Source organism: Hyphomicrobium denitrificans ATCC 51888 (genome assembly GCF_000143145.1).
Classification (GTDB): Bacteria; Pseudomonadota; Alphaproteobacteria; order Rhizobiales; family Hyphomicrobiaceae; genus Hyphomicrobium_B; species Hyphomicrobium_B denitrificans.
This window is the reverse complement of the sequence record NC_014313.1, coordinates 1657775-1683111: the sequence shown is the minus strand read 5'-3', so window position 1 is coordinate 1683111 and position 25337 is coordinate 1657775. Positions and strand designations below refer to the sequence as shown.

The 25337-nt window shown below is 61.9% G+C and carries 21 protein-coding genes; 10 read left to right on the top strand and 11 right to left on the bottom strand.

Translation table 11 applies throughout. The features are described 5' to 3' along the window. Positions 1-9: 9 nt before the first annotated feature. The 3 genes from HDEN_RS08100 to glmU all read right to left on the bottom strand — a co-directional run bounded on the left by HDEN_RS08100 (position 10) and on the right by glmU (position 4723). On the bottom strand, positions 10-1293 hold the full coding sequence (locus tag HDEN_RS08100) for an SPOR domain-containing protein (RefSeq protein WP_245256756.1): 1284 nt from the start codon (positions 1291-1293) through the stop codon (positions 10-12). 112 nt (positions 1294-1405) lie between these two features. Then, positions 1406-3226, bottom strand: a complete 1821-nt coding sequence (gene glmS / locus HDEN_RS08095) for a glutamine--fructose-6-phosphate transaminase (isomerizing) (protein ID WP_013215615.1) — start codon at positions 3224-3226, stop codon at positions 1406-1408. Positions 3227-3370: 144 nt separating this feature from the next. Then, positions 3371-4723, bottom strand: coding sequence for a bifunctional UDP-N-acetylglucosamine diphosphorylase/glucosamine-1-phosphate N-acetyltransferase GlmU (gene glmU / locus HDEN_RS08090; RefSeq protein WP_013215614.1), 1353 nt, complete (start codon positions 4721-4723; stop codon positions 3371-3373). A gap of 376 nt (positions 4724-5099) precedes the next feature. On the opposite strand from glmU, the gene HDEN_RS08085 reads away from it, so the two are divergent. Further along, positions 5100-5978, top strand: a complete 879-nt coding sequence (locus tag HDEN_RS08085) for an SPOR domain-containing protein (protein WP_013215613.1) — start codon at positions 5100-5102, stop codon at positions 5976-5978. Positions 5979-6077: 99 nt separating this feature from the next. Here HDEN_RS08085 and ypfJ read toward each other — a convergent pair whose 3' ends face one another. Both ypfJ and HDEN_RS08075 read right to left on the bottom strand, forming a co-directional pair. Further along, positions 6078-7040: a KPN_02809 family neutral zinc metallopeptidase gene (ypfJ, locus tag HDEN_RS08080; protein ID WP_013215612.1), complete on the bottom strand. Its 963-nt coding sequence runs from the start codon at positions 7038-7040 to the stop codon at positions 6078-6080. A gap of 146 nt (positions 7041-7186) precedes the next feature. Beyond that, positions 7187-8626, bottom strand: a complete 1440-nt coding sequence (locus HDEN_RS08075) for a malonyl-CoA decarboxylase (RefSeq protein WP_013215611.1) — start codon at positions 8624-8626, stop codon at positions 7187-7189. Positions 8627-8707: 81 nt separating this feature from the next. Between HDEN_RS08075 and HDEN_RS08070 the strand changes: the two genes are divergently transcribed. The 3 genes from HDEN_RS08070 (at position 8708) to HDEN_RS08060 (ending at position 12021) form a co-directional block, all read left to right on the top strand. Next, entirely contained in the window at positions 8708-9205 is a 498-nt protein-coding gene (locus HDEN_RS08070; RefSeq protein WP_013215610.1) for a hypothetical protein, read from the top strand. A 330-nt stretch (positions 9206-9535) separates the two neighbouring features. Next, positions 9536-10984 carry a YcjX family GTP-binding protein gene (locus tag HDEN_RS08065; protein WP_013215609.1) on the top strand — a complete coding sequence of 483 codons (1449 nt, stop codon included), beginning with the start codon at positions 9536-9538 and terminating at the stop codon, positions 10982-10984. Beyond that, complete coding sequence (locus tag HDEN_RS08060) at positions 10981-12021, top strand: YcjF family protein (protein WP_013215608.1); 1041 nt, start codon at positions 10981-10983, stop codon at positions 12019-12021. The genes HDEN_RS08065 and HDEN_RS08060 overlap by 4 nt, the downstream gene beginning before the upstream one ends. 9 nt (positions 12022-12030) lie before the next feature. Here HDEN_RS08060 and mdoH read toward each other — a convergent pair whose 3' ends face one another. Continuing rightward, positions 12031-14004 carry a glucans biosynthesis glucosyltransferase MdoH gene (mdoH, locus tag HDEN_RS08055; RefSeq protein ID WP_013215607.1) on the bottom strand — a complete coding sequence of 658 codons (1974 nt, stop codon included), beginning with the start codon at positions 14002-14004 and terminating at the stop codon, positions 12031-12033. Then, a complete protein-coding gene (locus HDEN_RS08050; protein WP_041921604.1) occupies positions 13989-15548 on the bottom strand; it encodes a glucan biosynthesis protein G in 1560 nt (519 codons plus the stop codon). Before HDEN_RS08050 ends, mdoH begins: the two co-directional genes overlap by 16 nt. Before the next feature lie 736 nt (positions 15549-16284). Here HDEN_RS08050 and HDEN_RS08045 point away from each other — a divergent pair. Continuing rightward, on the top strand, positions 16285-17595 hold the full coding sequence (locus tag HDEN_RS08045) for a porin (RefSeq protein WP_013215605.1): 1311 nt from the start codon (positions 16285-16287) through the stop codon (positions 17593-17595). A 404-nt stretch (positions 17596-17999) separates the two neighbouring features. Beyond that, the gene (locus HDEN_RS08040) at positions 18000-19334 is read left to right on the top strand and encodes a porin (RefSeq protein ID WP_013215604.1); all 1335 of its coding nucleotides are present in this window, start codon (positions 18000-18002) and stop codon (positions 19332-19334) included. Positions 19335-19368: 34 nt separating this feature from the next. Here the strand turns inward: HDEN_RS08040 and HDEN_RS18335 are convergent, their stop codons facing one another. After that, positions 19369-19539, bottom strand: coding sequence for a hypothetical protein (locus tag HDEN_RS18335; RefSeq protein WP_169305488.1), 171 nt, complete (start codon positions 19537-19539; stop codon positions 19369-19371). Here HDEN_RS18335 and HDEN_RS08035 point away from each other — a divergent pair. The 4 genes from HDEN_RS08035 (at position 19538) to HDEN_RS08020 (ending at position 23160) form a co-directional block, all read left to right on the top strand. Continuing rightward, on the top strand, positions 19538-20713 hold the full coding sequence (locus HDEN_RS08035) for a vWA domain-containing protein (protein WP_041921603.1): 1176 nt from the start codon (positions 19538-19540) through the stop codon (positions 20711-20713). The genes HDEN_RS18335 and HDEN_RS08035 overlap by 2 nt on opposite strands. A gap of 138 nt (positions 20714-20851) precedes the next feature. Next, the gene (locus tag HDEN_RS08030; RefSeq protein WP_013215602.1) at positions 20852-21367 is read left to right on the top strand and encodes a hypothetical protein; all 516 of its coding nucleotides are present in this window, start codon (positions 20852-20854) and stop codon (positions 21365-21367) included. 62 nt (positions 21368-21429) lie between these two features. After that, a complete protein-coding gene (locus tag HDEN_RS08025; protein WP_013215601.1) occupies positions 21430-21795 on the top strand; it encodes a hypothetical protein in 366 nt (121 codons plus the stop codon). 99 nt (positions 21796-21894) lie between these two features. Then, positions 21895-23160, top strand: a complete 1266-nt coding sequence (locus HDEN_RS08020; protein WP_245256755.1) for a GNAT family N-acetyltransferase — start codon at positions 21895-21897, stop codon at positions 23158-23160. Between the two features lie 24 nt (positions 23161-23184). On the opposite strand, the gene HDEN_RS08015 is transcribed toward HDEN_RS08020, so the two are convergent. The 3 genes from HDEN_RS08015 to HDEN_RS08005 all read right to left on the bottom strand — a co-directional run bounded on the left by HDEN_RS08015 (position 23185) and on the right by HDEN_RS08005 (position 25175). Beyond that, positions 23185-24246, bottom strand: coding sequence for an NAD(P)/FAD-dependent oxidoreductase (locus HDEN_RS08015; protein ID WP_013215599.1), 1062 nt, complete (start codon positions 24244-24246; stop codon positions 23185-23187). Positions 24247-24271: 25 nt separating this feature from the next. Beyond that, positions 24272-24592, bottom strand: coding sequence for a 2Fe-2S iron-sulfur cluster-binding protein (locus HDEN_RS08010; RefSeq protein WP_013215598.1), 321 nt, complete (start codon positions 24590-24592; stop codon positions 24272-24274). Positions 24593-24770: 178 nt separating this feature from the next. Then, complete coding sequence (locus tag HDEN_RS08005; RefSeq protein ID WP_013215597.1) at positions 24771-25175, bottom strand: Hpt domain-containing protein; 405 nt, start codon at positions 25173-25175, stop codon at positions 24771-24773. Positions 25176-25337 lie beyond the last annotated feature (162 nt).

Sequence of the window (25337 nt, the reverse complement as noted above, 5' to 3'; positions counted from 1 at the left end):
GGGCTTCTCTCAGTTTGTCACGACCAGGCAGTCTAGGCCACTACTCCGAAGCTTGTCGCAAAGACCACGCGGCTCTTCCTGCGAAGCATAGCCGTTGATGCGCACCCGATAAAAGGTGCCCATGCTTCCGATAACCGCCTCATCGACGGTCGGGACATGGTTGGCGAGGTCAGCGCCGTGCTGCGCGACGAGTTGCTGAGCCAGCGCATCTGCCTCGGCACGCGACCGGACGGCCGCAATGTGGATCTTGTATTTGCCCTTTGTGGCGACTGCCGGTTTCGGTGAGACGGCGGCGACTTTTTGGGACTTGCCCCCAGACTTCGCGGCGCCGCCTTCGTTGACGACCGTCGCATTGGTCCAACTCGACGTTTCCGCGACCGCGCCGGTCGAAGCCGTCGTGACGCCGGATGGCGCCTGAGCCTCAGCCGGTGCCGCAGACGAACCGCCGAACATGTTCGAGAAAAATCCCGTCACGCCCGAGCCGAACGACCCCGATTGCGCTGGCGCAGACGCCGTCGTTTGAGGCGCGGGCGCTGGGCTTGAGGTCACCGAGGACGACGCGAGCGAATTGACCGGCGCGTAGGCTGCGCGAGCCCGGGCCGCATCCTGCGCTGCGCTGCTCGATGGGTCCTGCCGCGAGACCGGGCCACCGCTGGCGTCGCCCGAGCCGTTGTTTGCCGCCGCCTGTGCGATCGCCGCCGCCGACAATCCTGCCGAACCCGCGTTGGGGCCGGATGCCGGCGTTGCCGCTGGCGCAGCCGGTGTTGTCGATGCCGTGATCGGCGTGCCGACGACCCGCTCGGGACCTTTGCCCGTGTCCTGGATGCCGGCCATCTTGTAGGCCTCGGCGCGTTCGGCCGTCGCGGTGTTGCGATCGGCGGCGCTGAGACCGTTCTTCAGCCAGAGCGCGCTCGTCAGATCCGAAATCGCCTGTCCGGGCTGCTTTTGCTTCCTGTAGGCGACGCCGCGCGTATAAAGCGCCTTCGCCATTTCCGGCGATGAAAGCCCGCCCGTGGTCAGCGCATTCGACAGCTGCTCGATCGCGGGCTGATAGCGGCCGTTCGCGAAATCCTTGAGTCCGGCATCATAAGCTTGCCGGGAAGCCTTCTTTTTCTGCTCTTCGGGCGACAGCTTCGAATCGTCGCCGCCTTGCGATCCGCTTTGCGAGGCGGCAGCCTTGGCCTTCTTCGCCGACGCGATCGACGGGCTTCCGATGGCGGCGAAAGCAAACGCGCACAGGCCCGCAACGGCGGCGAACCCCGTGCCACGCACGAGCTTCCGGACTTGCGTCATGTGCGTTTCTTTCCCCATTCCCGACGACTTTAGGCGCAATACCCCCTTCCCCTTATTGCAACCAGCCGAACTGGGCAATTTCAGGGCCCGATTCTCATGACGTTTTCCCCCGTCATTCCACTGTGACCGATTTCGCAAGGTTTCGCGGCTGATCGACGTCGGTGCCGATCTGCACTGCGGTGTGATAGGCAATCAGCTGAATCGGCACGGCATAAAGCAGCGGCGCGATGAACGAATCGATCTTCGGCATCTGAATGTGCGCTGCGGGCGTGCAGCCGGCCTTCTCGGGCGCGGCATCCGAAATCAGAATGATCTGTCCACCGCGTGCTGCAACCTCCTGGAGATTCGACACGGTCTTTTCGAAGAGATCGTCTTCCGGCGCGACGACGATGACCGGCACGTTTTCATCGATGAGCGCGATCGGTCCGTGCTTCAGCTCGCCCGCCGCATAGCCCTCGGCGTGAATGTAGGAAATCTCTTTGAGCTTGAGCGCGCCTTCGAGCGCGATGGGGAAGCTCGAACCACGACCGAGATAGAGAACGTCGCGCGCCTTCGCCAGCTCCTGAGCCACCGACAAATAGATTTCGTCCTGGCGCAGGATCGCCGCGATGTGCCGGGGCACCTCCGTCAACGCCGTAACCAGCGCGATCTCCTGCTCCTTGGTAATTGCACCGCGCGCCTTCGCGATTGCAATTGCTAGGCAGGCCAAAACCGACAGCTGACAGGTGAAGGCCTTCGTCGATGCGACGCCGATCTCGGGCCCGGCCAGCGTCGGCAACGCCGCATCGGACTCGCGAGCAATGGTCGACGTCCTGACGTTGACGATCGATGCGATCCGCTGCTTGTTGGCTTTGCAGTAGCGAAGCGTCGCCAGCGTGTCCGCTGTCTCGCCCGACTGTGAAACGAAGACGGCGAGGCCGTTCTCCGGAAGCGGCGCTTCGCGGTAACGCATCTCGGATGCGACATCGATATCGACGGGCACGCGGGCATAGCGCTCGATCCAGTATTTCGCGACGAGACCGGCGTAATAGGCCGTCCCGCACGCCGAAATCGTCACGCGGCTGATCTGCGCGAGATCGAGACCGAGATCGGGGAAACGAACCTGCGCCGTCGCCATATCGAGATAATTGGCGAGCGTGTGCGACACGACTTCCGGCTGCTCGTTGATCTCCTTCGCCATGAAGTGGCGATAGTTGCCCTTGTCGACGAGCAGCGAGCTTGCGACCGCCTTGATGACCGGGCGTTCCGTGCGGGTGCCTTGCCGGTCATAGATTTCCGCGCCCGAGCGGCGCAGCACAGCCCAGTCGCCTTCTTCGAGGTATGTGATCGCATCGGTGAACGGTGCCAGAGCAATCGCGTCCGAGCCGAGATACATTTCGCCCGTGCCGTGCCCGATCGCGAGCGGCGAGCCTTTGCGCGCCGCAATCATCAGGTCGTCTTCACCGGCGAAAATGATGCCGAGCGCGAACGCGCCCTGCAAATGATCGAGCGCCCTGCCCACCGCCGCGACAGGATCGTTGCCCTTGTTGAGCTCGTCGGTGATCAGGTGCACGACCGCTTCCGTATCGGTGTCGGTATCGAAGCGGTGTCCCTTGGCTTCCAGCTTGGTGCGAAGCTCACGGAAGTTTTCGATGATGCCGTTGTGAACGACCGAGACCTTGTTGGTCATGTGCGGATGCGCGTTGCGCTCCGTCGGACGGCCATGCGTCGCCCAGCGCGTGTGGCCGATGCCCGTACGCCCGGCGAGAGGCTCCTCGATAAGCCGCTTCTCAAGATTTCTGAGTTTGCCCTCGGCGCGCCGCCGCTCGAGCCTTCCGCCCTCGACAGTCGCGATGCCCGCGGAATCATAGCCGCGATATTCAAGGCGGCGCAGCGCGTCGACCAGATCACTGGCGACGGCAGACTTTCCAAGAATCCCGACGATTCCGCACATACGTTTTCCCCAGATGACTCACCCTCAAGTTGCACGATGAGAGTGTTTCAAATTATTTTCAAATCACAGAGTGTTTCGTATTAACGAATGCAGATGCCGTGCCAGCGAAAGCGCGCAAGTTACCAGCATCGTTAACTAATCACATCACTTTGTAGCTTTTCTGCGCAGCATCAGCGTTCGAAATTTTTCAGCCCAGCCTGGGCGCTCTTCCTGACTGCTGCGTTCGAGCGCAAGCGCGCCGGGCGTGACGTCCCGGGTGATGACGCTGCCTGAGCCGACGTACGCGCCTGCTCCAATCGTGACCGGAGCCACCAGCGACGAATTCGAGCCGATGAAAGCGCCCTCTCCGATCTCGGTCTTGTGTTTGGCGTAGCCGTCGTAATTGCAGAAGACCGTGCCGGCCCCGACGTTCGCCTTTGCGCCGATCACACCATCGCCGAGGTAGGCGAGGTGATTGGCCTTGGCGCCGGGCCCAAGCGTCGTATTTTTCACCTCGACGAAATTGCCGACGTGCGCGTCGGCCCCGATCCGGGCGCCCGGCCGGAAGCGCGAGAACGGCCCGACGCGTGCGTCCTTGCCGATCACCGCGCCTTCGAAGTGCGAGAAGCCCAGAATTCGGACACCCTCTTCGATCGTGACGCCCACGCCGAAAATGACGTGCGGTTCGATGACGACATCGGGCGCAATCTGTGTGTCGAAGCTCAGCCAGACCGTTTCCGGCGCGATCATCGTCACGCCGCTCGCCATGAACTGAGCGCGCGCGCGCTTCTGCCAGATCGCTTCGGCTTCGGCGAGCTGATCGCGGGCGTTGACGCCCAGAACCTCATCCTCGCTGCATTCCACGACGCCGGCGCGCAAACCGCTGCGAACACCGATCTCGATGGCATCGGTCAGGTAGAATTCGCCTTTGGCGTTGGCATTGCCGATCTGCCCCAGCAGCTTGGCGACGTCCGGGACGCGGAACGCCATGACACCCGAGTTGCAGAGATCGATACGGCGTTCGGCTTCCGAGGCGTCCTTTTCTTCGCGGATCGCGGACAGCGTTCCCTTGGGGTCGGTCAGAAGCCGGCCGTATCCGGTCGGATCTTTGGCTCTGAACCCCAGCACAGCGATATGAGCGCCCGCGTCGAGCGCGGCGCGCAAGCGCGCAACGGTTTCGGGGCGGATGAGCGGCGTGTCGGCGTAGAGCACGACGACGTCGCCGCTATGCCCTGCGAGAGCGGGACGCGCAGCGAGCACCGCGTCCGCCGTGCCTTGTTGCGTTGCCTGGACAAACACTTGCGCCGGCGGCGTGACGCGCCGGGCTTCCGTCGCAACGGCCTCCATCCCCGGCCCGACGACCACGGCGACATCGCCCTGGACATCCGAAACGGTCGCAAGCACGTGCGCCAGCATCGACTGCCCGGCGATCTTGTGCAGCACTTTCGGCTCGCTCGATTTCATGCGCGTGCCCTTGCCGGCGGCGAGAACGACGAACAACGGGGGCGATGCGCTCATGACAAACCTTGGGGCTTGGCCGCGTCCGGCCGTGGACTTTCATCCGTGCGGGGCAGGTGGCTGGCCCGTCAGCGGCGCCAAGCCATAGCGCCCGAAATCCCCCCGCGGCAAGGGAGGCACACAAAATGGCGGGAGCGTGCACGTGATGAGCGCGTCGCTGCGCTGATGACGTCCATTTTGCTCAAATGTTTCTAGGCGATGGCTGACGGATGGACATCGATGCCACCATCCACAACTTCGATGCAACACAAGCCGACCGGCCATTGCGAACACCTTCCCAGAGACCCAACGTTCTCAATGCGGCGAAATTGATTCGCCTGAGAAATCCCGCCGCGCAGCATTCGGGACCCTTTCGGAAACTAGGACACCACACCTCATGACCAAGCCCGCCATTGATAAGCCGGTCCGTAGGAACGCGATTTTGACGCCCTACGCCGCTCTCTGGTCGACCCTCGGGACACTCGGCCTGGTCTATCTCGGCGTCGCGGTTTTTCAGCCCGACTGGCTTAGCAGCCTGACGCCGCCCAGCGCCCGCGTCGAGCACAGCGCCGAGACGCAGGCCTCGCTCATGAAGCTCAGCGCCGATGTGGACAGCCTGAAGTCGTCGATGGCCAACCTGCAAATCGATGTCTCCGGCGTGAAGTCGACACTGGATACCCAGGCGCAGCATACGCAGGAGCTCGGATCGCAAGTGACCGCGCTCGAAGACAAGATGCGCCTTGCTGAAGCCCCGCCGGCACCGCCTGCGACGGCATCCGCTCCGCAGCAGCACACCGGAACCGACGTGATCGGCGCAGTCGACGATACGCCGGCCGGCCTCGATCTGTCCGAAAATCAGGCGCGGCCGCAGACCAAGATCATCAACGCATCGCCCGAGAGATCACAGATCGTCACCGGCAGCGTCGACAAAGCGCCTGCGCAGGCAAAGCCGAAAGCAAGCGCCGCCAACAGCGATGAGATCAGCTTCGGTCCCGCAGTCGTGAAGCCGGTGAAAAAGCCGATCGGCATCGCGCTCGCATCGAGTGCCAGCGTCGAAGGCCTCCGTCTGAATTGGAGCCAGCTCGCGCAGATGCATGGCGACAAGCTGAAACGCCTGAAGGCCCGCTATACGACCAACGGTGATCCGGCGAACCCGAGCTTCAATCTGATCGCAGGCCCCGTGAAGTCGAAGGCTGAGGCGGTGAAGCTCTGCAACGATCTGCAGGCGCAGGCGGTGTCCTGCTCGGTCGAGGACTTCACCGGCAACGCGCTGTAAGACGAAACAGCGCAACGCTGAGAACGCAAAAAAACCGGCGCGCCGCGAGCCCGCCGGTTTTTTTTATATCTGAATGAACTGAGACGGGCGAGCCGCCCTTCAGTAGCTCGACGTGTTGAACGTATCGCACGCGTCCATGCGGCCGGATTCGAAGCCTGCCTTGAACCAGTGCACGCGCTGGGCTGCCGAGCCGTGCGTGAAGGCATCCGGAACGACGCGACCCGTCATCTTCTTCTGGATCATGTCGTCGCCGATCTGCGAGGCCGCGTTCAACGCTTCCTCGATGTCGCCCGGCTGCAGGCGCTTTTTCATCTGATCGTTGAGGTTCGCCCAGACGCCCGCCAGACAGTCAGCTTGCAACTCGGTTCGCACCTGAATCTGGTTGGCCGTGACTTCGTCGTCGGCGCGCTGCTTCAGTTCCTGCACCTTGTCGAGAATGCCGAGCTGCTTTTGCACGTGATGGCCGACTTCGTGCGCGATGACGTAAGCCTGTGCGAAGTCGCCGCTGACGTTGAACTTGCGCTTCAGCTCATCATAGAACGCGAGGTCGACGTAAACTTTCTGATCGAGCGGACAATAGAACGGCCCCATCGCGGCCTGACCCGCGCCGCATGCCGTTCGCGTGATGCCGGAATAGATGACAAGCAGCGGGTCCGGATATTTACGGCCGAAGCTTTTGAACACGGAAGTCCAAACGTCTTCGGTGTCGGCGAGCACGCGGCTGATGAAGGCCTTTTCGTCGTCGTTGCCGGCCGTCTGCGTCTGCGGCGAGCCCGGCAATCCCGGAATGTTGTTACCCGGTGCGCGCTGCGCCGGACGCTCTGATTGCGGAAGCTGAGGCATGTTGATCTGGCCGCCGCCGCCCGATCCGAAGAGAACGTCGAGCGGATTGATGCCCATGAACATCATGAGCGCGCCGATGATCAGCAGCGTCGTGATGCTGAACCCGCCGCCACCGATCGGAATGCGCATTCCGCCGCCAGGAAATTGCAGGCCTCCGCCGCCTTGGCCGCGGCGATCTTCAACATTCGAACTTTCTCGGTCGTTCTCGTCGTAGCGCATGGCGGCCCTATAATTGAGGTACGCGTTACGGGATCAAACAGCGCCGCAGAAATTAACGTGCGCTCCATAACGCCAGCCGCGCCATACTGCACGTGGAAATAGGTAAGACAAGGGCTTCGTTTACGTGTCTGGCAGCGAAAAACGGTTCAATCGGAGCCCATGGAGCGCGCCCGTTTTGCCGACGCCACGCTCGGCAGCGCGAGCAGACCGGAAGTCGCCGCAAGATCCGTAATTTGGGTGCCGGACTTGAGCAAGGCGCGGACGCCGCGCGAGGCCGCAACCGTGCCGTCCTGCGCATAGGCTTCGTGGTTGCGTTCGATTTCGCCGAGGTCGTACCGGTAATTGACCATCAGGCCGTGCGCTTCCCTGAGGCCCCGCTCGGACGTGTCGGCGAGCCAGTTGACCCGTTCGAGCCGCGCGCCATTGCCGAGATGAAAGCGCGCCACGGGATCTACGGGCCGCTCGTCCGCCGAGCGCACGGCGAGAAAATACTGCGCCGCGAGCGACAGCAGCACCGGCTTCAGCTCCTCGCTCCCCGGCGCGCCTTTGGCAACGTCATCGACCCACCGCGGATCGTTGAGCCGCGCCAGCGTTGCGCGCTCCTCCGGATCGAGCCCCGTTTCGCCGTCGATCGCAAGCACGCGGTCGAGCCAGCGCGCGAAGCTCGGCACCGGAGACAATGTCACGAATGTCTTGAGGCTCGGAGTGTCACGAACGAGGTCCTCGACCACCTGCTTCAGCAGGAAATTGCCGAACGAGATGCCCTTGAGACCTTCCTGGCAGTTCGAGATCGAGTAGAAGACGGCCGTCGTCGGCGGCACATCGTGGTCGTCGCGGTGCGCATCGAGAACGGCTGAGATCGTTCCCGGGATTTCACGCATCAACGCAACTTCGACGAAGATCAAGGGCTCATCGACCAGCGCTGGGTGGAAGAAGGCGAAGCACCGCCGGTCTTTCGGATCGAGCCTGCGGCGCAAGTCGTCCCAGCCGCGGATTTCGTGCACGGCTTCGTAAGCGATGATTTTTTCCAGAATGGCCGCCGGCGTCTGCCAGTCGATGCGGCGCAGAACCAGGAAGCCGCGATTGAACCACGACGTCAGCAAGCGCTGCAGATCGCGGTCGACCGCCGCGAGCGCTTCGTCCGCTTTGAGATGCCGCAAGAGATCGGCTCTGAGTGCGACGATCTCCGCCGTCGCTCCCGGCGCGAGGTTGAGCCTCCGGAAGAACTCCATGCGTGGGCTGTAGGAAGCGCTCTGCAAACGCGCGAGGCTCTTTTCCGACGGCTGATCGAGATAGCCGCGCGCCGCGTCGGCAACCTCCGCCGCATCCGGTTGGAGTTCATCCGCGAGGAACCGGTAGAACTGCAGACGCTCGTCGGTGGACGCCTTCTTGAGTTGTAGCAGAAGCTGTCGCGCGATCGCGACGCCCGACGCTTCGCCGCGTCCCGACATCAGCGCCCGCGCCAGAACCTCGATCGAGTCTCCGCCGACGGTTCCGAACAGAGCCTTCGGCAACAATGCCCGGCCCTGCTCGGCAATCGAGTTCATCAGCTCCTGGAAAAACGAGACGTTCACGCGTTCACCCATTGCAGCCCGAACCCCGTATTAACTTTTGCTTAACCGTATAGGCCGAGCATTGTTCGCCTACTTGTATAGGGCATATGCGACATGAGCGATCGCCTTTCCAGCGGCCGGCCGGCATCGAGTCTCGACGCCGCCAACAACGACACCGGACGCGTGGCATTTTGCGGACCCTACGTGCTCTCCGCGATTACCGGCTTCGGCATTTCCAAGATCGAGGACGTGATCCGCGAGGGCCGCGAGCTGCCGCCGCATCGCAAGCCCGTCGTCAAGGGAACGTATGCCGACGAGGTGGAATCCGCCCTCGCCCATTTCGGCTACCGCATGGTGTTGAAGGAAACGCACCTTCACCGCGCCCGCAAGGAACGTCCGACGCTCTGGACCTGGATGCAGAAACCGCGCAACGCGTGGGCCTATTACATTCTCGCAATCCATAAGGGCAAGGAAGGCCATTGGATTCTCGTGAAGGGCGTCAAGATGTGCGACACCTTCACCGAAGGCAAATGGACGTTCGTCGTCGACGGGCCGCACCGCGGCTGCCGCATCATGGAGATCTTCGAGGTCAAAAAGGCGCACGACGCCTAGACGCCTCCGCCGCTCCCTCCGTGACGCGCGTATGAACGTCTCGTGAACCCGCACGTCAGCCCTCGTTCAACCGCCATGCGCTAGATCTCTCCACGATGGGAGGCGAAACGCGCAATGCGAGGAGAGGTGCATGGCTGAATTCTTTCGTTCTGGAGCTTTGATGCTGATGGCCGCCGTCGTGGTCGCCGCCGGATGCGCCGTCGTTTTCTACGGCTGAAGCTGCGCCCGCACTCGGGCCGCCGCGCGATCCGATCTTGTCGGATGGGGAGAGTTACGCCACTTAAGGGGTCCTGAACGGTCCCTTTATCCTTGCGAAATGCGCGGCGCGATTTGACTGACCTCACCTACTCCGATCTCATCAGAGACGCGCAGACGCGGCTCGGCAACTATCTGACGCCGTGCGTCCGCCTCGGCGTCACCGGACTGTCGCGCGCCGGCAAGACCGTTTTCATCACGGCGCTGGTGCGCAACCTCGTATCGGGCGGACGCCTGCCGTTCTTTTCAGCCGATGCGGAACACAGGATCGTGCGCGCCTACCTGGAGCCGCAGCCTGACGACAGCGTCCCGCGGTTCGACTACGAGGCGCATCTCCATGATCTGCTTTCCGTGCCGCCGTCCTGGCCTGACAGCACGCGCCGCATTTCGGAACTGAGGGTTACGATCGAATACCAGTCGACGTCGCTCTTGAAGCGCTTCGTCGGCCTCTCGAAACTGCACGTCGACATCGTCGACTACCCGGGCGAATGGCTGATCGACCTGCCGCTGCTCGATCAGGATTACCGAACTTTCTCGACGGAAGCGCTGGCGCTCGCGGCCGCGCCGGAACGTGCCGAAATCGCTAAGCCGTTTCTGTCGTTCCTTGCCGGAACCGATCCTGCGGCGATCGAGGACGAACAGATCGCGATGACCGGCGCCAAGCTGTTCACCGACTATCTCCGCCGCATGCGTGAGAGCGGCGCACAATCGACGCTCGCGCCAGGGCGCTTTCTTCTTCCCGGCGATCTCGAAGGCTCGCCGCTTCTGACGTTCTTTCCGATGCCGCTCGCATCCGGCGAACGCCCGCCGCGCTCGTCACTCGCCGCGATGATGATGCGCCGTTTCGAAAGCTACAAATCGACCGTCGTCAAACCGTTCTTCAACGACCACTTCGCACGCCTCGACCGGCAGATCGTGCTCGTCGACGTTCTCGGCGCCTTGAACCGCGGAGCGGCAGCGGTCGGCGATCTCGAACGCGCGATGACCGCGATCCTCAAGGCCTTTCGCCCCGGAGCCAATTCGTGGCTGTCGCTACTGATCGGACGCAAGATCGACCGCATTCTGTTCGCCGCGACTAAGGCCGATCACTTGCCCGCGTCGAGCCACGATCGCCTGGAAGCCATTCTGAAGCTTATCGTCGACGAGGCGATCTCGCGCGCCGAGACCGAAGGCGCGGGCGTCAGTGCAATCGCTCTCGCAGCCTTGCGCGCGACGCGTGAGACGACAGCGAAACAAGGTAGCGAAATCCTCCCCTGCCTGCGCGGCACGCCGATCCAGGGCGAAACGATCGGCGGCGTGACGTTCGACGGCGCAACCGAAGCCGCGATTTTTCCGGGCGACCTGCCGATCGACGCCGCAGCCGCGTTGAGCGCCGCGCGCAGCGCCAAAACGGCGTCGCTCGAGCTTGTCCGCTTCGCGCCGCCAAAGCTTATCGATACGCTGCCCGACGGAAAGCCGGCTGCATTTCCGCACATCAGATTGGATCGCGCGCTCGATTTCCTTGTATCGGATTATCTCGCATGACGTTCGAGAACGATGTCCCGCCGCCGCGCAAGCCGCGCGTCTTCAAGCCCGACGACGTCGCCGCCGAGGCGCAAGTTGACGACATCGCGCGCGAAGGCGGCGCGGTAACGGCACGGCGCGCGGCGCGCGTTCCAACGCGTCATCTGACGGTGACCGACATCAATCGCGGCTTCCGTTTCGGCAGCATCATTTTCTCGGCAGTTGCCGCGTTGGCCTCGCTCGCCGCGGGGCTTTGGTTCGTCCGCTTCGTCTCAGTTGCGCTCGAACGCCAGGATTGGGTGGGATGGCTGGCGTTCGCGCTGATGTCGATCATCGTCATCGCCCTGCTCGGCATCGTGCTCCGGGAATTGATCGGCTTCCGCAGGCTCGCCCGGCTCTCCAAGCTCAGAGCGCTCGTCAAATCCGCAGTTGCAAAGCCTGAGCGCGCCAGCGAGCACGCGGCGGTCAATGCTTTGCTCTCGCATTATCGCGGGCGCGCCGACCTCGCTTGGGGGCTCGCTCGCGTGCGTGATCATCTGGGTGATGTTCTGGAGCCGACTGAGCTGCTGCGCCTTGCCGACCGCGAGCTGCTGCATCCGATCGACGGAGAAGCGCGACGCGTGATCCTCAAGTCCGGCAAGCGCGTTGCGACCGTCTCGGCGCTGTCGCCGATCATGTGGATCGCGATGGCATTCGTGCTCGTCGAGAACGTCCGGATGTTCCGCGCGATTGCTGGGTTGTATGGCGGCCGGCCCGGCGTGCTTGGTGCTTTGCGCCTCGCGCGTCTCGTCGTCGGTCACGTGATCGCGACCGGCGGCATCGCGATGACCGATGATCTGCTCGGACAATTCGTCGGGCAGGACGTCCTTCGCAGACTGTCCCGCCGTCTCGGCGAGGGCGCATTCAACGGAGCCTTGACCGCGCGGCTCGGAGTGGTCGCCGTCGAGGTCACGCGTCCGCTGCCCTATCTCGACGCGGAACCCTTGCGCGTGCGCGAAATCTTCAGCGAGCTGATACGCTCGCTCAGAGGTTCGGAAAAAGCCGACAAGCCGCAATAGACGGCGCTCTTACGCTGCCGCTGCTTCCGGCTCGGCATTCAACCCGCCCGGCGTCGCGGCGCGGCGCGCCCACGTATTCGAGCGGTGTCCGGCGTCGATCAAAACCGATGGCGGCGACAGATCGACGTTGGTTGCAAGCGCCCAGCGTTCGAGCGGACCGGCGCGTAGCGACGTGATCCAGCTCACCGGCCCGGCCAGCACAAGGCCGAGAATGACCGGCGCCATCCACATGAGAAGGCCCGGCGAAACCGTCCACGCAATGCCGCCCGCGATCAGACCGATCAACGTGTGCCAGCGCGCGAACCACATCGCGTCATCGAACGACAGCGCGCCGTCGTTGCGGTTTTGAGGCTTCCATCCGGAATCGAGACCTGCCAGAATTTCGGCTGAGGCGACCGTCTGCGTCACCATGAAGATCGGCGCGATCAGCATCGAGTAGATCGTCTCGACGAAGACGCCGACCGTTACGCGCACCGCGCCCAGAAGGTCATGCCGGGCACGCGCTTCCTTCCACGCGAGGAACAGGCCCAGAAACTTCGGCAGCAGCACCACGACCAGCGTCGCCAGGAAAAGCCTGAGCGCCGCGCCGGGGTCGATGATCGGCCAGATCGGGAAGAGCGTCTTCGCGTCACGGAAATAGCTCGGGATCATCTGCTGGCCTTGCAGGGCCAGGATGATGCCGACGACGAGCGACAGGGCCCAGACCGCCGAGATGAGATACGACGTAGCGCCCATCCCGAGATGCAGGCGCCCCATCGGCGTCAGGCCGCTTTGCGACACGATGGCGAGATGCTGAAGGTTTCCCTGCGCCCAGCGGCGGTCGCGGGCGACGATGTCGACGATGTTGGGCGGCATGCCCTCATACGACCCCTCGAGCGACGGCATCATGTGCACGCCATAACCGGCACGTTGAAGCAGAACCGCTTCGACGAAGTCGTGGCTCATGATGTGGCCGCCGAACGGCTTCCGGCCCGGGAGGTCAGGAAGTCCAGCAGCCGACGCGAATGCGGCTGTCCGGATGATGGCGTTGTGGCCCCAGTAGTTGCCCTGGTCCCGATGCCAGAAGGCAAGACCCGACGACACTGCGGGGCCGTAGGTGTTGCAGGCGAATTGCTGCAAACGCTGGAGCAGCGTTTCGCCGCCGACGATGCGCGGCACGGTTTGGATGAGCCCGGCCTTCGGATCGGCTTCCATCGCAAGCGCCAGCGAGACCAGCGTGCGCCCGTCCATGACGCTGTCGCCATCCAGAATGATGAAGGACTCGTAGCCGCCGCCGAAGCGGCTGACCCAGTCGGCGATGTTGCCGGCCTTGCGGGCGGTGTTCTGCATGCGCCGGCGATAGTAGACGGAAACGAACGGTGCGATTTCCTGCGTCAGCGCGCGATAGACGTCGGCTTCCCGTCCGCCGTCATCGTCGCCACGCGTGTCCGACAGAATGAAAACATCGAAGTTGCGGGCGCGGCCGAGGCCGTCGAGTTCGCGCGCCATCGCCTCGATCGCACCGGCGATCCGCGTCGGCTCTTCGTGGTAGACGGGAAAGAGTAGCGCGACGCGCGTATTCAGCGGTTCGGTCGGTTGCGGCGGCGTAATGGTATCGGCGCGCTCGCCGGCGAATAGCGGCAGAAAGCCGAGCGCCGCGCTCAGGCTGCCGATCGCGATCCACCCGAACGCAATCGTCGACAGGATGAGAAAGAGAAACTGCACCGGCGTGATCATGACGAACGCCAGGATGCTGAACAGCTCATGCGCGAAGGCTGCAGTCAGCGCCGCCGCGCCTGCAAAGATCGCGGTGCGAGGCACCCAATAGCCGCGCCGCCGCGGCTCGGCGATGCGAGCGATCTTCGCGCTGAAATCCTGCTCCGGCATGTCGAGCGGCGCTGCCGCCGGCAAATGCGACCACGGACCCGCGTCACGCGCCACGACGGGCTGCGCAGGGTCGAGCGGAAAATCGCCTTTGAAGTTTTCGTTTACGGCTTCGTCCATCGATAGAGCCAAGTCTCCGAGACGGCCTGATCGCCGGCCTTCAAGATGCACCGCAATTCCGCGAGCTCGGCGTCGCCGGGCGTCAGCTCAAACGTCACTCGAACACCAGAAATCTCAAGATTGCGTTGAACCGCGACGTTCGAGATCTGGCCGGCGCTGGCTGTAACGTCGGCGACTGGCAGATCCTTCGCATCCTTCACCGCAGGACCTGTCAAATCGATGACGAAAAGAAGGTTTTCCGGTTTCTTGCCGCCGCCGACACGCGTCTTCGCGACGCGTGCGCCCGACCACGACGCCGGGACATCCCTGCCCCAGCTGAGCTTGTAGTTGAAGACGTGCGGTCCGCCGGGCGTCAGCGGCTTCCCTGGATGCCAATAGGCGACGACGTTGTCGTGGATTTCGTTCTCGACCGGGATTTCGACGAGCTCGATATAGCCCTCGCCCCACTGTCCTTTGGGCTGCACCCAAACGCTTGGTCTCTGCTCATAGTGAGCTTCGAGATCTTCATAGCTGCGGAATGTCCGGTCGCGCTGCCATAGTCCGAAGCCGCGCGGGTCCTTGTCCATGAAGGCGCTGACTTGCAAGGTTTTGGGATTGTTGAGCGGCCGCCAGAGACGTTCCTCGCTACCGTTGACGATCGCAAGCCCCTCGCTGTCGTGGACCTCGGGGCGGAAATCGCGTGTTCGCCGCGGCGTCGCGTTGCCGTTAAGAAACATGCTCGTCAGAGGCGCAATCCCGACATGGGGCAGCGCGACGCGAGGATATAGCGTCGCCGACACGTCCATGGTGGTCGTTTCTCCCGGCTCAATGACAAACCGATACGCGCCGGTCGTCGACGGACTGTCGAGCAACGCATAGAGCGTGACTTGAGTTGCACCGGGTTTCGGCTTTTCGAGCCAGAATGTCCTGAAGAACGGAAACTCTTCCCCGCCTGGACGCGCCGTATTCAGCGCCAGCCCGCGCGCCGAGGCGCCATAGCCTTGGCCACGCCCAACGGCGCGGAAATAGCTCGCGCCTTGAAATACGGCATACTCGTCGAAATTGTCGGAGCGGTTGATCGGTCCGTGAACGCGAAATCCCGAGAACCCGTACGGCGCATCGTCGGGACTTGGGCCGATCAGTGGGCCGAAGCTGAACAGCTTGCCATTGGCGACCAGCCGCGATGCCGCGCCGTTGTCGACCACCCAGAGATCGACCGGCATGTCGTACAGCCAGCCCATGGCGAACGGCTGGATCTCGAAATTGAGATGCTCGCCCTTCCAGATCGCCTTCTCCGAACGAAAGCGGATGTCGCGATACTGATCATAATTGAGCTTGTTGAAGGGCGGCGGCAGATCGAGCGCCGGCTTCCCGAAGGGCTGATCTGCGAGGCGCTTCGCCTCGGCGTTGACGTTCGAGGTGCTGAACGGCGTTGGTGGCGACGACGACTCGCCCGCCGCCTCCGCAATATCCGTAGCGAGCGCCAGTTTGGCGGCCGCGAGGGCAAAGGTTCCCATTGCAGCCTGCCCGAGAACCGACCGCCGATCGAGTAGTTTGCCTGTCATGTTCGAATTTCTGCTTGCCCGAGCGGTGAGCGTCTGATGGTCTGGTGTACGCTCCCGCCAAGCGCCCACCAATTAGCAATAAGAGATTTGCTAAATGACGATTGTGGCAGATTTTCCACGTCGATCCATTCTAGGTGTGACTTTCTCGTCAATCGTTGCGAGCCCGTTAACGGCCGCAAAAACCTCCGCGTGCATCATCAACCGGCCAACGCAGCAGGCGCGCATCGGCGGCATACCAGCGGGAATAATTCGCGGCCTCGCCAGCATTCCGGCAGATGACGGTTGATCGCGCCAGTGAAGCCTTTTTACTCCGAAGAATGATAAGTTTTCGCTTCAATAAGGCGAATTCGGTTTCCTGCTAAGTCTTTACCTGCGCGGGCGAGACAACGTCGCACGATGAGCAACTGCAAAATCAGGCGCCGCCGCACCGATCCCCGGAAGGCCGACACATCCACACAACGGGGCGTTGATATGCTCTCGTTTGACTACTTCTGCTCGTGACTTTTGTGTCACAAACTCCTTCAATTCCACAGGTGCTTTGGCCAAAGGTATTTCACCCGCGAATCTAATCTGCTTTAAGCATTGCCCTGAGCGGTGATTCGGGGGGCAACCCGTGGACCGCAGAAGACGGGTTTGACGACGGGTTTAAACAAAAGACCATCGAATAAGAAGAGTGTTGGGCTGAACAGTTCGTTCCGTCCGTCATTCCTCAGTCGAAGCAGACGGGAGTAGGTTCATGAGCAAGTATAGTCTGAGTGCCCTGGTGGCGGCAGGCCTGCTGGCAGGCGGGATGTCGGTCAACAGCGCATCGGCGGCCGACCTTGGGGGGAACTGCTGCGCGGACCTCGAGGAACGCATCGCAGAACTCGAAGCCACGACGGCCCGCAAGGGCAACCGTAAGGTCTCGCTGACGGTTTCCGGCTGGGTTGGCCAGCAGGTCACCTGGTGGGATGACGGAGGCCAGTCGAACGTTTACGTCACGGATCTTGGTTCGACGCTCGCCAGCCACGTGAAATTCACCGGTCAAGCACAGATTCTGCCGGGCTGGACAGCGGGTTATGTCCTCCATCTCGAGGCGATCGGCTCCGACTCGCTGACGACGACGCAGGGCGTGCCGGATGGCCCGAATCTGCTGACGGGCAGCGCCAACGGCGTCAGCACGCTGCAGTCCTTCTGGTTCATCAAGAGCGACCAGCTGGGTAAGGTCTCGGTTGGTAAGCAGTCGCAGGCTTCGGATAACACGGCGATCCTCGTCGACGGTTCGGGTTCGCTCGTTCCGGCCAACTGGGTTCCGTTCGACTTCAACTCGTTCTTCATTAGACAGAAGAATGGCCAGCTGACCGATACGACCTGGGGCGGCGTAGGCACCTGGGGCGACGTCAACGGAGCGCCGACGAACTCGGTCCGTTACGACTCGCCGTCGTTCGGTGGCTTCTCGGTGTCGGCATCTTGGGGTGAAGACGACTTCTGGGACGTCGCCGCTCGCTATGCGGGTGAATGGGCTGACTTCAAGGTCGCGGCTGCTGCGGCTTACAGCCAGACGAACAGCTCGTCGGGCAACAGCGCCAACGTTCTGCAGCCGTTCGATACAGGCTACTTCCAGGTTGGCGCATATGTCGAGCACATGCCGACGGGCCTGTTCGCCTACGGAGCGTATGGAAACCTCAACTTCCACGACTCGTCCGCTAGCAGCAATCAGACCTGGTACGGCAAGGCCGGTATCCGTCAGCGTTGGAATCCGCTTGGCCACACTGTTCTTTACGGTGAGTACGAGCGCATAGAAAACCGCAACGGTGGCGATATCTATGCTAATGGCGCAGGCCCGGATACCGACACACCTGATTTGCTCTACGGCTATGACAAAGCGTCGGCTCGCCTCTGGGGTGTTGGTGTTGTCCAGGAAATCGACTCGGCCGCCATGTCACTCTGGCTGAAGTACCGCAACATCGACGCCAGCTTTAAGGGTGTTGAAATCGAGGGTGGCGACGGTGGTCTTGCGACCAACAACTTCCAGGAAGTCACCTTCGGTGCTCTGATCAATTTCTGATCAGAACCTCTAAAAATCGAAAAAAGCGAAGGCCGCCCATTGAGGCGGCCTTTTCTTTTGCGTCATGCACAGCTTGTCCTCATGTGATGCGTGGAAAACTCATTTTGCACGGACACACCGCAATCAATCGCCTTTAACGTAGCGAATTCAGTTATTTATGCGGTCCAGCCACAGGTGTGGACCTTGTTCCGTTAGTTGCCCTCTCGCCACAACGCGGGATTCGTCACGGCGAATTTGCAAACCGTAATTGTTGCAAAGGGACGAATCACAGAGCTTCCCCCTCAAGCGGCGACGTCACTTGGCAGGTGTACCGCCGTGAACTGCGTAGTCGCGCAGTTCTAAATAACGGCGAACGCCAAGTACCGCGTCCACCACTAGAAGTGATGAAGACGGGAGAAGGTAGAATGATGAAATATAGCCTAGGCGCACTGGTCGCTGCAGGCGTTCTCGCTGGCGGATTCGCCACGAGCGCCTCTGCTGCGGACCTGGGCGGCAATTGCTGCGCGGACCTCGAGGAACGCATCGCGGAACTCGAAGCCACGACGGCGCGCAAGGGCAATCGCAAAGTCTCGCTGACGATTTCTGGCTGGGTTGGCCAGCAGGTCACTTGGTGGGATGACGGCGGCCAATCGAACGTTTACGTGACCGATCTCGGCACGACGCTCGCCAGCCACGTGATGTTCACGGGCCAGGCGCAGATCATGCCGGGCTGGACCGCTGGTTACGTGCTGCACTTGGAAGCAATGGGCTCGGACAGCTTGACGACGAGCCAGGGTATCGCTGACGGTCCGTCTGTACTGACGATTTCCGGCGGTGGCGCGACGAACTCGGTCGGCACGCTGCAGTCGTTCTGGTTCATCAAGAGCGACCAGCTGGGCAAGATCTCGGTTGGTAAGCAGTCGCAGGCTTCGGATAACACGGCCATCCTGGTCGACGGTTCGGGCTCGCTCGTTCCGGCAAACTGGGTTCCGTTCGATTTCTTCTCATTCTTCGTGAGACAGAAGAACGGTCAGCTGACGAACCTGAACTGGGCAGGCACGGGAACCTGGGGTGACGTCAACGGTCTTCCGACGAACTCGGTTCGTTATGACTCGCCGACGTTCGCTGGCTTCTCTGTGTCGGCATCGTGGGGTGAAGACGACTTCTGGGATGTCGCAGCTCGCTATGCTGGCGAGTGGAACAGCGTGAAGGTCTCTCTCGCTGCAGCATACAGCCAGACGTCAAACGCAGTCACGAACGCCTACTTCCCGACGGGCAATACGCTTCAGGCACCCGACTCCGAATACTTCCAGATCGGCGCTTATGTTGAACACGTGCCGACAGGCCTGTTCGCCTACGGCGCCTACGGACACCTCGGTTTCGGCGACTCTTACGGTGCCGACGATCGTAGCAACAACACCTGGTACGGTAAGCTCGGTATCCGTAAGCGTTTGAACCCGCTTGGCCACACCGTATTCTATGGTGAGTACGAGCACATCGAGAACCGCAACGGCGGCACGATTGGCACCAACCTCGCTGATGGTCCTTCTGTCGATCTCTTTGACTACGACCGCTCGTCGGCTCGCCTCTGGGGTCTTGGTGTTGTCCAGGAAGTCGATGCCGCTGCCATGTCTCTTTGGCTGAAGTACCGCAACATCGATGCCAGCTTCAAAGGCGTCGAAGCGGTCGGTGATGTTGAAGGCGGTCTCTCGACCGACAACTTCCAGGAAGTTACCTTCGGTGCTCTGATCAACTTCTAATTCGATCAGAAACCGCGAATATCGAAGCCGCCCCTCACCGGGCGGCTTCTTTTTTTGCACCGACCTCTCCAGGCTTGCGTACCTCGACGACCGTCATGGCCGCGAAGGCGGCCACCCACGCCGAACCGCCGCCCTGCAATGACCGCAGACGAGCGACACCCCGGCCGGTGACGTCAGGCGGCCACCGGTCTAAAGTCTCGCCCATGTTTGAAACGTTCTTCAGCGAGCTGCGCTCGGCCAAGATCCCGGTCACGCTCAAAGAATACCTGACGCTGCTCGAAGCCGTCGCGGCAGGCGCGGCCGGCACGCGCGTCGAGGATTTTTATTACCTGTCGCGCGCCGCCCTGGTGAAGGACGAGCGCAACCTCGACCGTTTCGACCAGGTCTTCGGCCACGTGTTCAAAGGCCTCGAGTCGACGGCCGAGGCGATCGAAGCCGAAATCCCCGAGGAATGGCTCCGCCGCATCGCTACGCTGCATCTCTCCGACGAGGACAAGAAGCGCATCGCCGAGCTTGGCGGCTGGGACAAAATCATGGAGGAGCTGAAGAAGCGCCTCGCCGAGCAGAAGGAGCGCCATCAGGGCGGCAACAAATGGATCGGAACCGGCGGCACGTCGCCGTTCGGTGCCTACGGATATAACCCGGCCGGCATCCGTATCGGCCAGCACGAAAGCCGCCATCGTCGCGCGATCAAGGTTTGGGATAAGCGCGAGTTCAGGGATCTCGATGGCACCGCCGAAATCGGCACGCGCACGATCAAGGTCGCGCTGCGCCGTCTCCGTCAATTCGCGCGCACGGGTGCAGCATCCGAACTCGATCTCGACGGCACGATCCGCGGCACCGCCGAAAAAGGCTATCTCGACGTCCGCATGCGCGCCGAGCGCCACAACGCCGTGAAGCTCCTGATGTTCTTCGACATCGGCGGCTCGATGGACGACCACATCAAGGAAGTCGAAGAGCTCTTCTCGGCGGCACGCACGGAGTTCAAGCACCTCGAATATTTCTACTTCCACAACTGCCTCTACGAGAGCGTCTGGAAGGACAACGCCCGCCGCTACACCGACAAGACCCCGACCTGGCAGGTGCTGAACACCTTCCCCGCCGACTACAAAGTCATCTTCGTCGGCGATGCCTCAATGAGCCCCTATGAAATTTCGGTGCCGGGCGGCTCCGTCGAGCATATGAACGAGGAGCCCGGCGCCCTCTGGCTGACGCGCGTCACGGACATCTACAAGCATGCGGTCTGGCTGAACCCGATCGATGAGCGCCACTGGAACTGGACACCGTCGATCAACATGGTCCGGACGCTGCTGGGCGGCCGCATGTTCCCCTTGACGCTCGAAGGCCTCGACGCCGCCACCCGCGAACTGATGCGCTGACGCACCATGCGCGGGCGAACGGGTGCTCGGCCTGAGTTAATGCGGTGAAAAGCAAGGAACGAGTCGGCCTCGGGAGGTTGACCCGCCCCCGGTCCTGCGCCATGTCATGAGGGTTCGGGGGAACGGGGACATTCCCAAATGAAGATCGCACGAATTCTTTTCGTGGGCCTGATGACGGCGAGCCTCGGCGGCTGCGGCGCCAGCCTGCCGAAATTGTCGACTGGCTCGCTCTTTGGCGCAAACCAGGAGAGCCCCATCGACCGCAACAACGACCCTGCGACGCGCACGATGGATGTGGCTGCCACGTCGGCCCGCGCCATCAAGTGCGGCTATAATTTCGATCCCGCGAAGTTGAAGAACAATTTCCTCGCGACCCAGTCCGCTGCGAACCCCACCGATCTGCCGAAGCTGACGCAGATCTACGACGCGTCCTTCAATACGGTCTCGAAGGCGCTCGTCAGCAAACCGGATTATTGCTCGGCGGAAAAGACGGCACGCATCAAGCTGGCGTTGAACCGCCATCTGGCTGGCGACTTCACACCCTCTCCGCCTGAAGTCGCCGAAGACGACAGCCTGTTCGGAGGCTGGGGCAAATCCTCATCGTCGTCATCGTCCGGCAATCAAGGCGCCAACATGCAGGACATGATGCGGTAAGCCGCGTGCGGACCCGCTCGTGACCGCACCGAGTTCCAATCCGAAAGACCGGATGCGATAGCGTGCAGCAAATTCTGTGGGCGGAAATTTTCGTCAAAGCGATTGCGGGCGCGTTGCTGTTTCTAGCCCCGCTGACGACACTCGCACTGCTTGGGTTCGAACGTCCGAGCACCGGCTTCTGGCCAAGGTTGGTCGGAGCCATGACGCTCGGCATCGCCGCGGGCGTCTGGATCGGATTGCAATTCCCCGCCGCCCGTGGCGCAATCGGACCCGGTGGCCTGATCGCCATCAATTTCGCAACCGCTGCCGCACTCATCGTCCCGCTCATCATGGGCACGGCGGCACCCTCGCGACGCGGCAAGCTCGTTGCCGCAGCGGTCGCCATATCATTGTTGGCGCTGGCATTTCTCGAAATCGCACACGTGTAAACGAACGCTTCAGTCGCGCCGCGTAACCGTCGCCTAACGATTGCCCTCTAGAAAGAATTGCCGGTAGCGCGCTTCACGTCGCTCGCGCCACGATTTCTTATGGAACAATCGAACATGCACGTCGCCGCCCGTTCGGTCGCCTCGCTGACACCGTCATCGCCTGACACGGCATCGCGAACTGTGACGCGCGACGGGATCGCGCCACGCATCGATCTCACGCTCATCACCGAACGAAGCGCGTTCGATGCGCTCGAGCCCGAGTGGAACGATCTGTTCGAACGCTCGGCCCGATCCATCCACGTCTTCCAATCCTTCAATTTCTGCTGGCACTGGGCCAACGGCTTTCTCGCCAAAGACGGCGCCAAGTCAGGACCTCGCCTCGCGATCCTGACCGGTCGTCAGAACGGTCGCCTCGTGATGATCTGGCCGCTCGTCTCCGAACGCGCGAATGGTATCACTGAAGTTTATTGGATGGGTGAGCCCGTCGCGCAGTACGGCGACGCCTTGATCGACACCGGCAGCGTCTCGTCCGAAATTCTGCGCACAGGACTGGAGTACATCCGCAAAAATCTGTCGTCGGATGTTTTGCGCTTGAGACGTGTCCGCGCTGACGCCAATGTCGCGCGCTTGATGTGCGACATCGGCGCTCAAATCGCGGACACGCAAGTCGCGCCCTATATGGACCTCGCGAGCGCGAAGGATTTCGCAGCGTTCGAAGAGCAGAGCTTCTCAACCAAGATGCGCCGCAACCGTCGGCGGCTGACGAAACGGCTGGAAGAAAAAGGCCCGCTTGAATTCCTGCGCCTGCATGGCGGCGCCGAGGCTGGCGCGTTTGCCGCGAACGCAATCACCGTCAAAAATCGTTGGCTCAAGGATCGCGGACTTGTATCGAGCGCCTTGAACGACGACCGCACGGTTCGCTTTTTCCGCGACGTCGCAGAAAGCAAAGCCAAACCGGTTGCATGTGTCGTCTCGATTCTGAAGACGTGCGGAGACGCGGCCGCCTATGAGATTTCCTTCACCTGCAAGGGCCGTCTTGTCGTGCATGTGATGGCCTTCGAACTCGCATTCGAAAAAGCCGGCGTCGGCGTGCTGCTGCTCGAACAGAACTTGAAACAGGGCTACGCCGAAAAGCTCGACGTCTACGATATGATGGCGCCTGGCGACGCCTATAAAATGGATTGGTGCGATAAGTCCGAGCCGGTCATCGACTGGGTGATCCCCTCGAGCGCGAAGGGCTACCTCTACGCGCGCGTCTATCTCGAGTTTCTGCGCCCGCGCTTGAAGTCGGCACTCAAAGCCGTGCCAAAACCTCTGCGCCGTTTGATGCGTCAGGGGCTCACGGGCGCTTCGGCGCAGGGATAATCAAATTATCGACTGAGCGACGCTCTATTTGACGCCGAGCTTCTTCTGCAGGTTCGACGACGACGTCGTGTACTGGAACATCAGCTTCTTGTTGGGATAGACGATGCGATGCGCCGCCTGCGCCATCAGCGCCGCCTCGTGGAAACCCGACAGGATGAGCTTCAGCTTCCCGGGATACCAGTTGATATCGCCAATGGCGAAGATGCCCGGCTCGCTCGTCTCGAAGCGTTCCGTATCGACGTTGATGAGGTTCTCATGAAGATTGAGACCCCAGTCTGCGACCGGACCGAGCTTCATCGTCAGTCCGAAGAAGGGCAGCATGGCCGTGCACGGAACGCTTTCGACGCCGTCCGCAGTCTTGATTTGAACGCTTGAAAGTTCGCCGTCTGCGCCTTCCAGCGTCGTCACCTGCCCGATCAACAGACGGATTTGGCCGTCCGCAACCAGCTTGCGCATCTTCTCGACGGAATGCGGAGCGCCGCGAAATTCATCGCGACGGTGGACCAGCGTCAGGCTGTTGGCGACCGGCGCGAGGTTCAGCGTCCAGTCGAGCGCGCTGTCGCCGCCGCCGACGATGACGACGTCCTTGCCGCGCATCTGCTCGATTTTACGCACCGAATAGAAGACCGATTTTCCTTCGTAGTCTTCGATCCCTGCAAGCGGCGGACGCTTCGGCGTGAACGAGCCGCCGCCCGCGGCGATGACGACGACCTTGGTCAGACATTCAGTCCCGGCATCCGTCGTCAGGCGAAAGCGCCCGTCCGCCTCGCGTTTGAGCGTGTTGATTTGCTCGCTAAAATGGAATGTCGCCCCGAACGGTTTGATCTGCTCCATCAGCCGGTCGGTCAGTTCCTGGCCGGTGACGGTTGGCAGCGCCGGAACGTCGTAGATCGGCTTTTCAGGATAAAGCTCGGCGCACTGTCCGCCCGGCCGATCGAGAATGTCGACAACGTGCGCCTTGATATCGAGAAGCCCGAGTTCGAAGATCGCGAACAGGCCGCAAGGTCCGGCGCCGATGACGACGGCATCGGTCTCGATGATCTCGGCTGTCGTCGTTGCCTCTTGCGCCGGTGCGGTCACGGTCATTCGAATGCCCAATGCGTAAGTGTTGTCAGAACTGCTTCTCGGGGACGCGAACGATCAGCCCGTCCAGCGCGTCGCTGATTTTGATCTGGCAGGACAGTCGGCTCTCCTCGCGCACGTCGAAGGCGAAATCGAGCATGTCCTCTTCCATTTCCGACGGCTTGCCGGCTTTCTCACGCCAGGCTTTGTCGACATAGACATGGCAAGTTGCGCAGGCGCATGCCCCGCCGCATTCCGCCTCGATACCGGCGACGTCGTTCAGCTTGGCGGCTTCCATGACAGTCAGTCCGTTTTCCACTTCCACCGTCTGGCCTTCGCCGTCTGGCTGGATGAACGTGATCTTCGTCATGGGTCCGTGCGCGTCCTGTCGCTATTTCGCAATCCCTAAAGGGGGGGCTTGCATGTCACTGCTGATTTGGAAGTTACGATAGCGCGCACACTTAGAGGCACCGTTGCGGCATTTCAAGCCAAACGCTCGGCCATGCATGCTTTAGGGCGGCAGAGGGACCGGCTAAAGAACCGGCTGGTCAGGTGATTTCGTAGGTGCTGCGAATAAACGCGCCGGCTTCGGCCGCACCGCTCTCGATGCTGAGAATTGCGTCCGCGCAGGCCTCGGACACGGCACCAAAGTCCAGTCTTTCAGCCTCCTGGGCGATGTCGCCGAGCCGGAACGCCCCGACCGCCCGGCAGGAGCCCTTGAGCGTATGGGCCGCCACTTTCCACTCTTTCTGGCTGGTTGCGGACCGCAGCGTGGCGATCGTCTCAGGCAGCTGTCCCAGGAACAGGGTGAGGATTTCCTTCTCCAGCGCCTGATCGCCGAAGGTGTAACGGCGAAGGTGCTGGAAATCGACCGGTTCGGACGGTCTTGCATCGGCCTCGACGAACGCCGGAACGGCTTCCGGCCCGGTTGTCGGGCTTGGCGCTCTATGCATTCCATCTCCCCAGATCGCGACTTCTTCCCCGCGCGGCGAGGTTTGGTCTTCTAGTAATTGTGGCAAATGCGGAATAACTCTGGGTAAAGTTGAAGTGTCTATTTCGAAGTGTCTCGGTAGGGATTACTTAGGAAAGCTTGTCCAGGCGCGTCACGTGGTCGG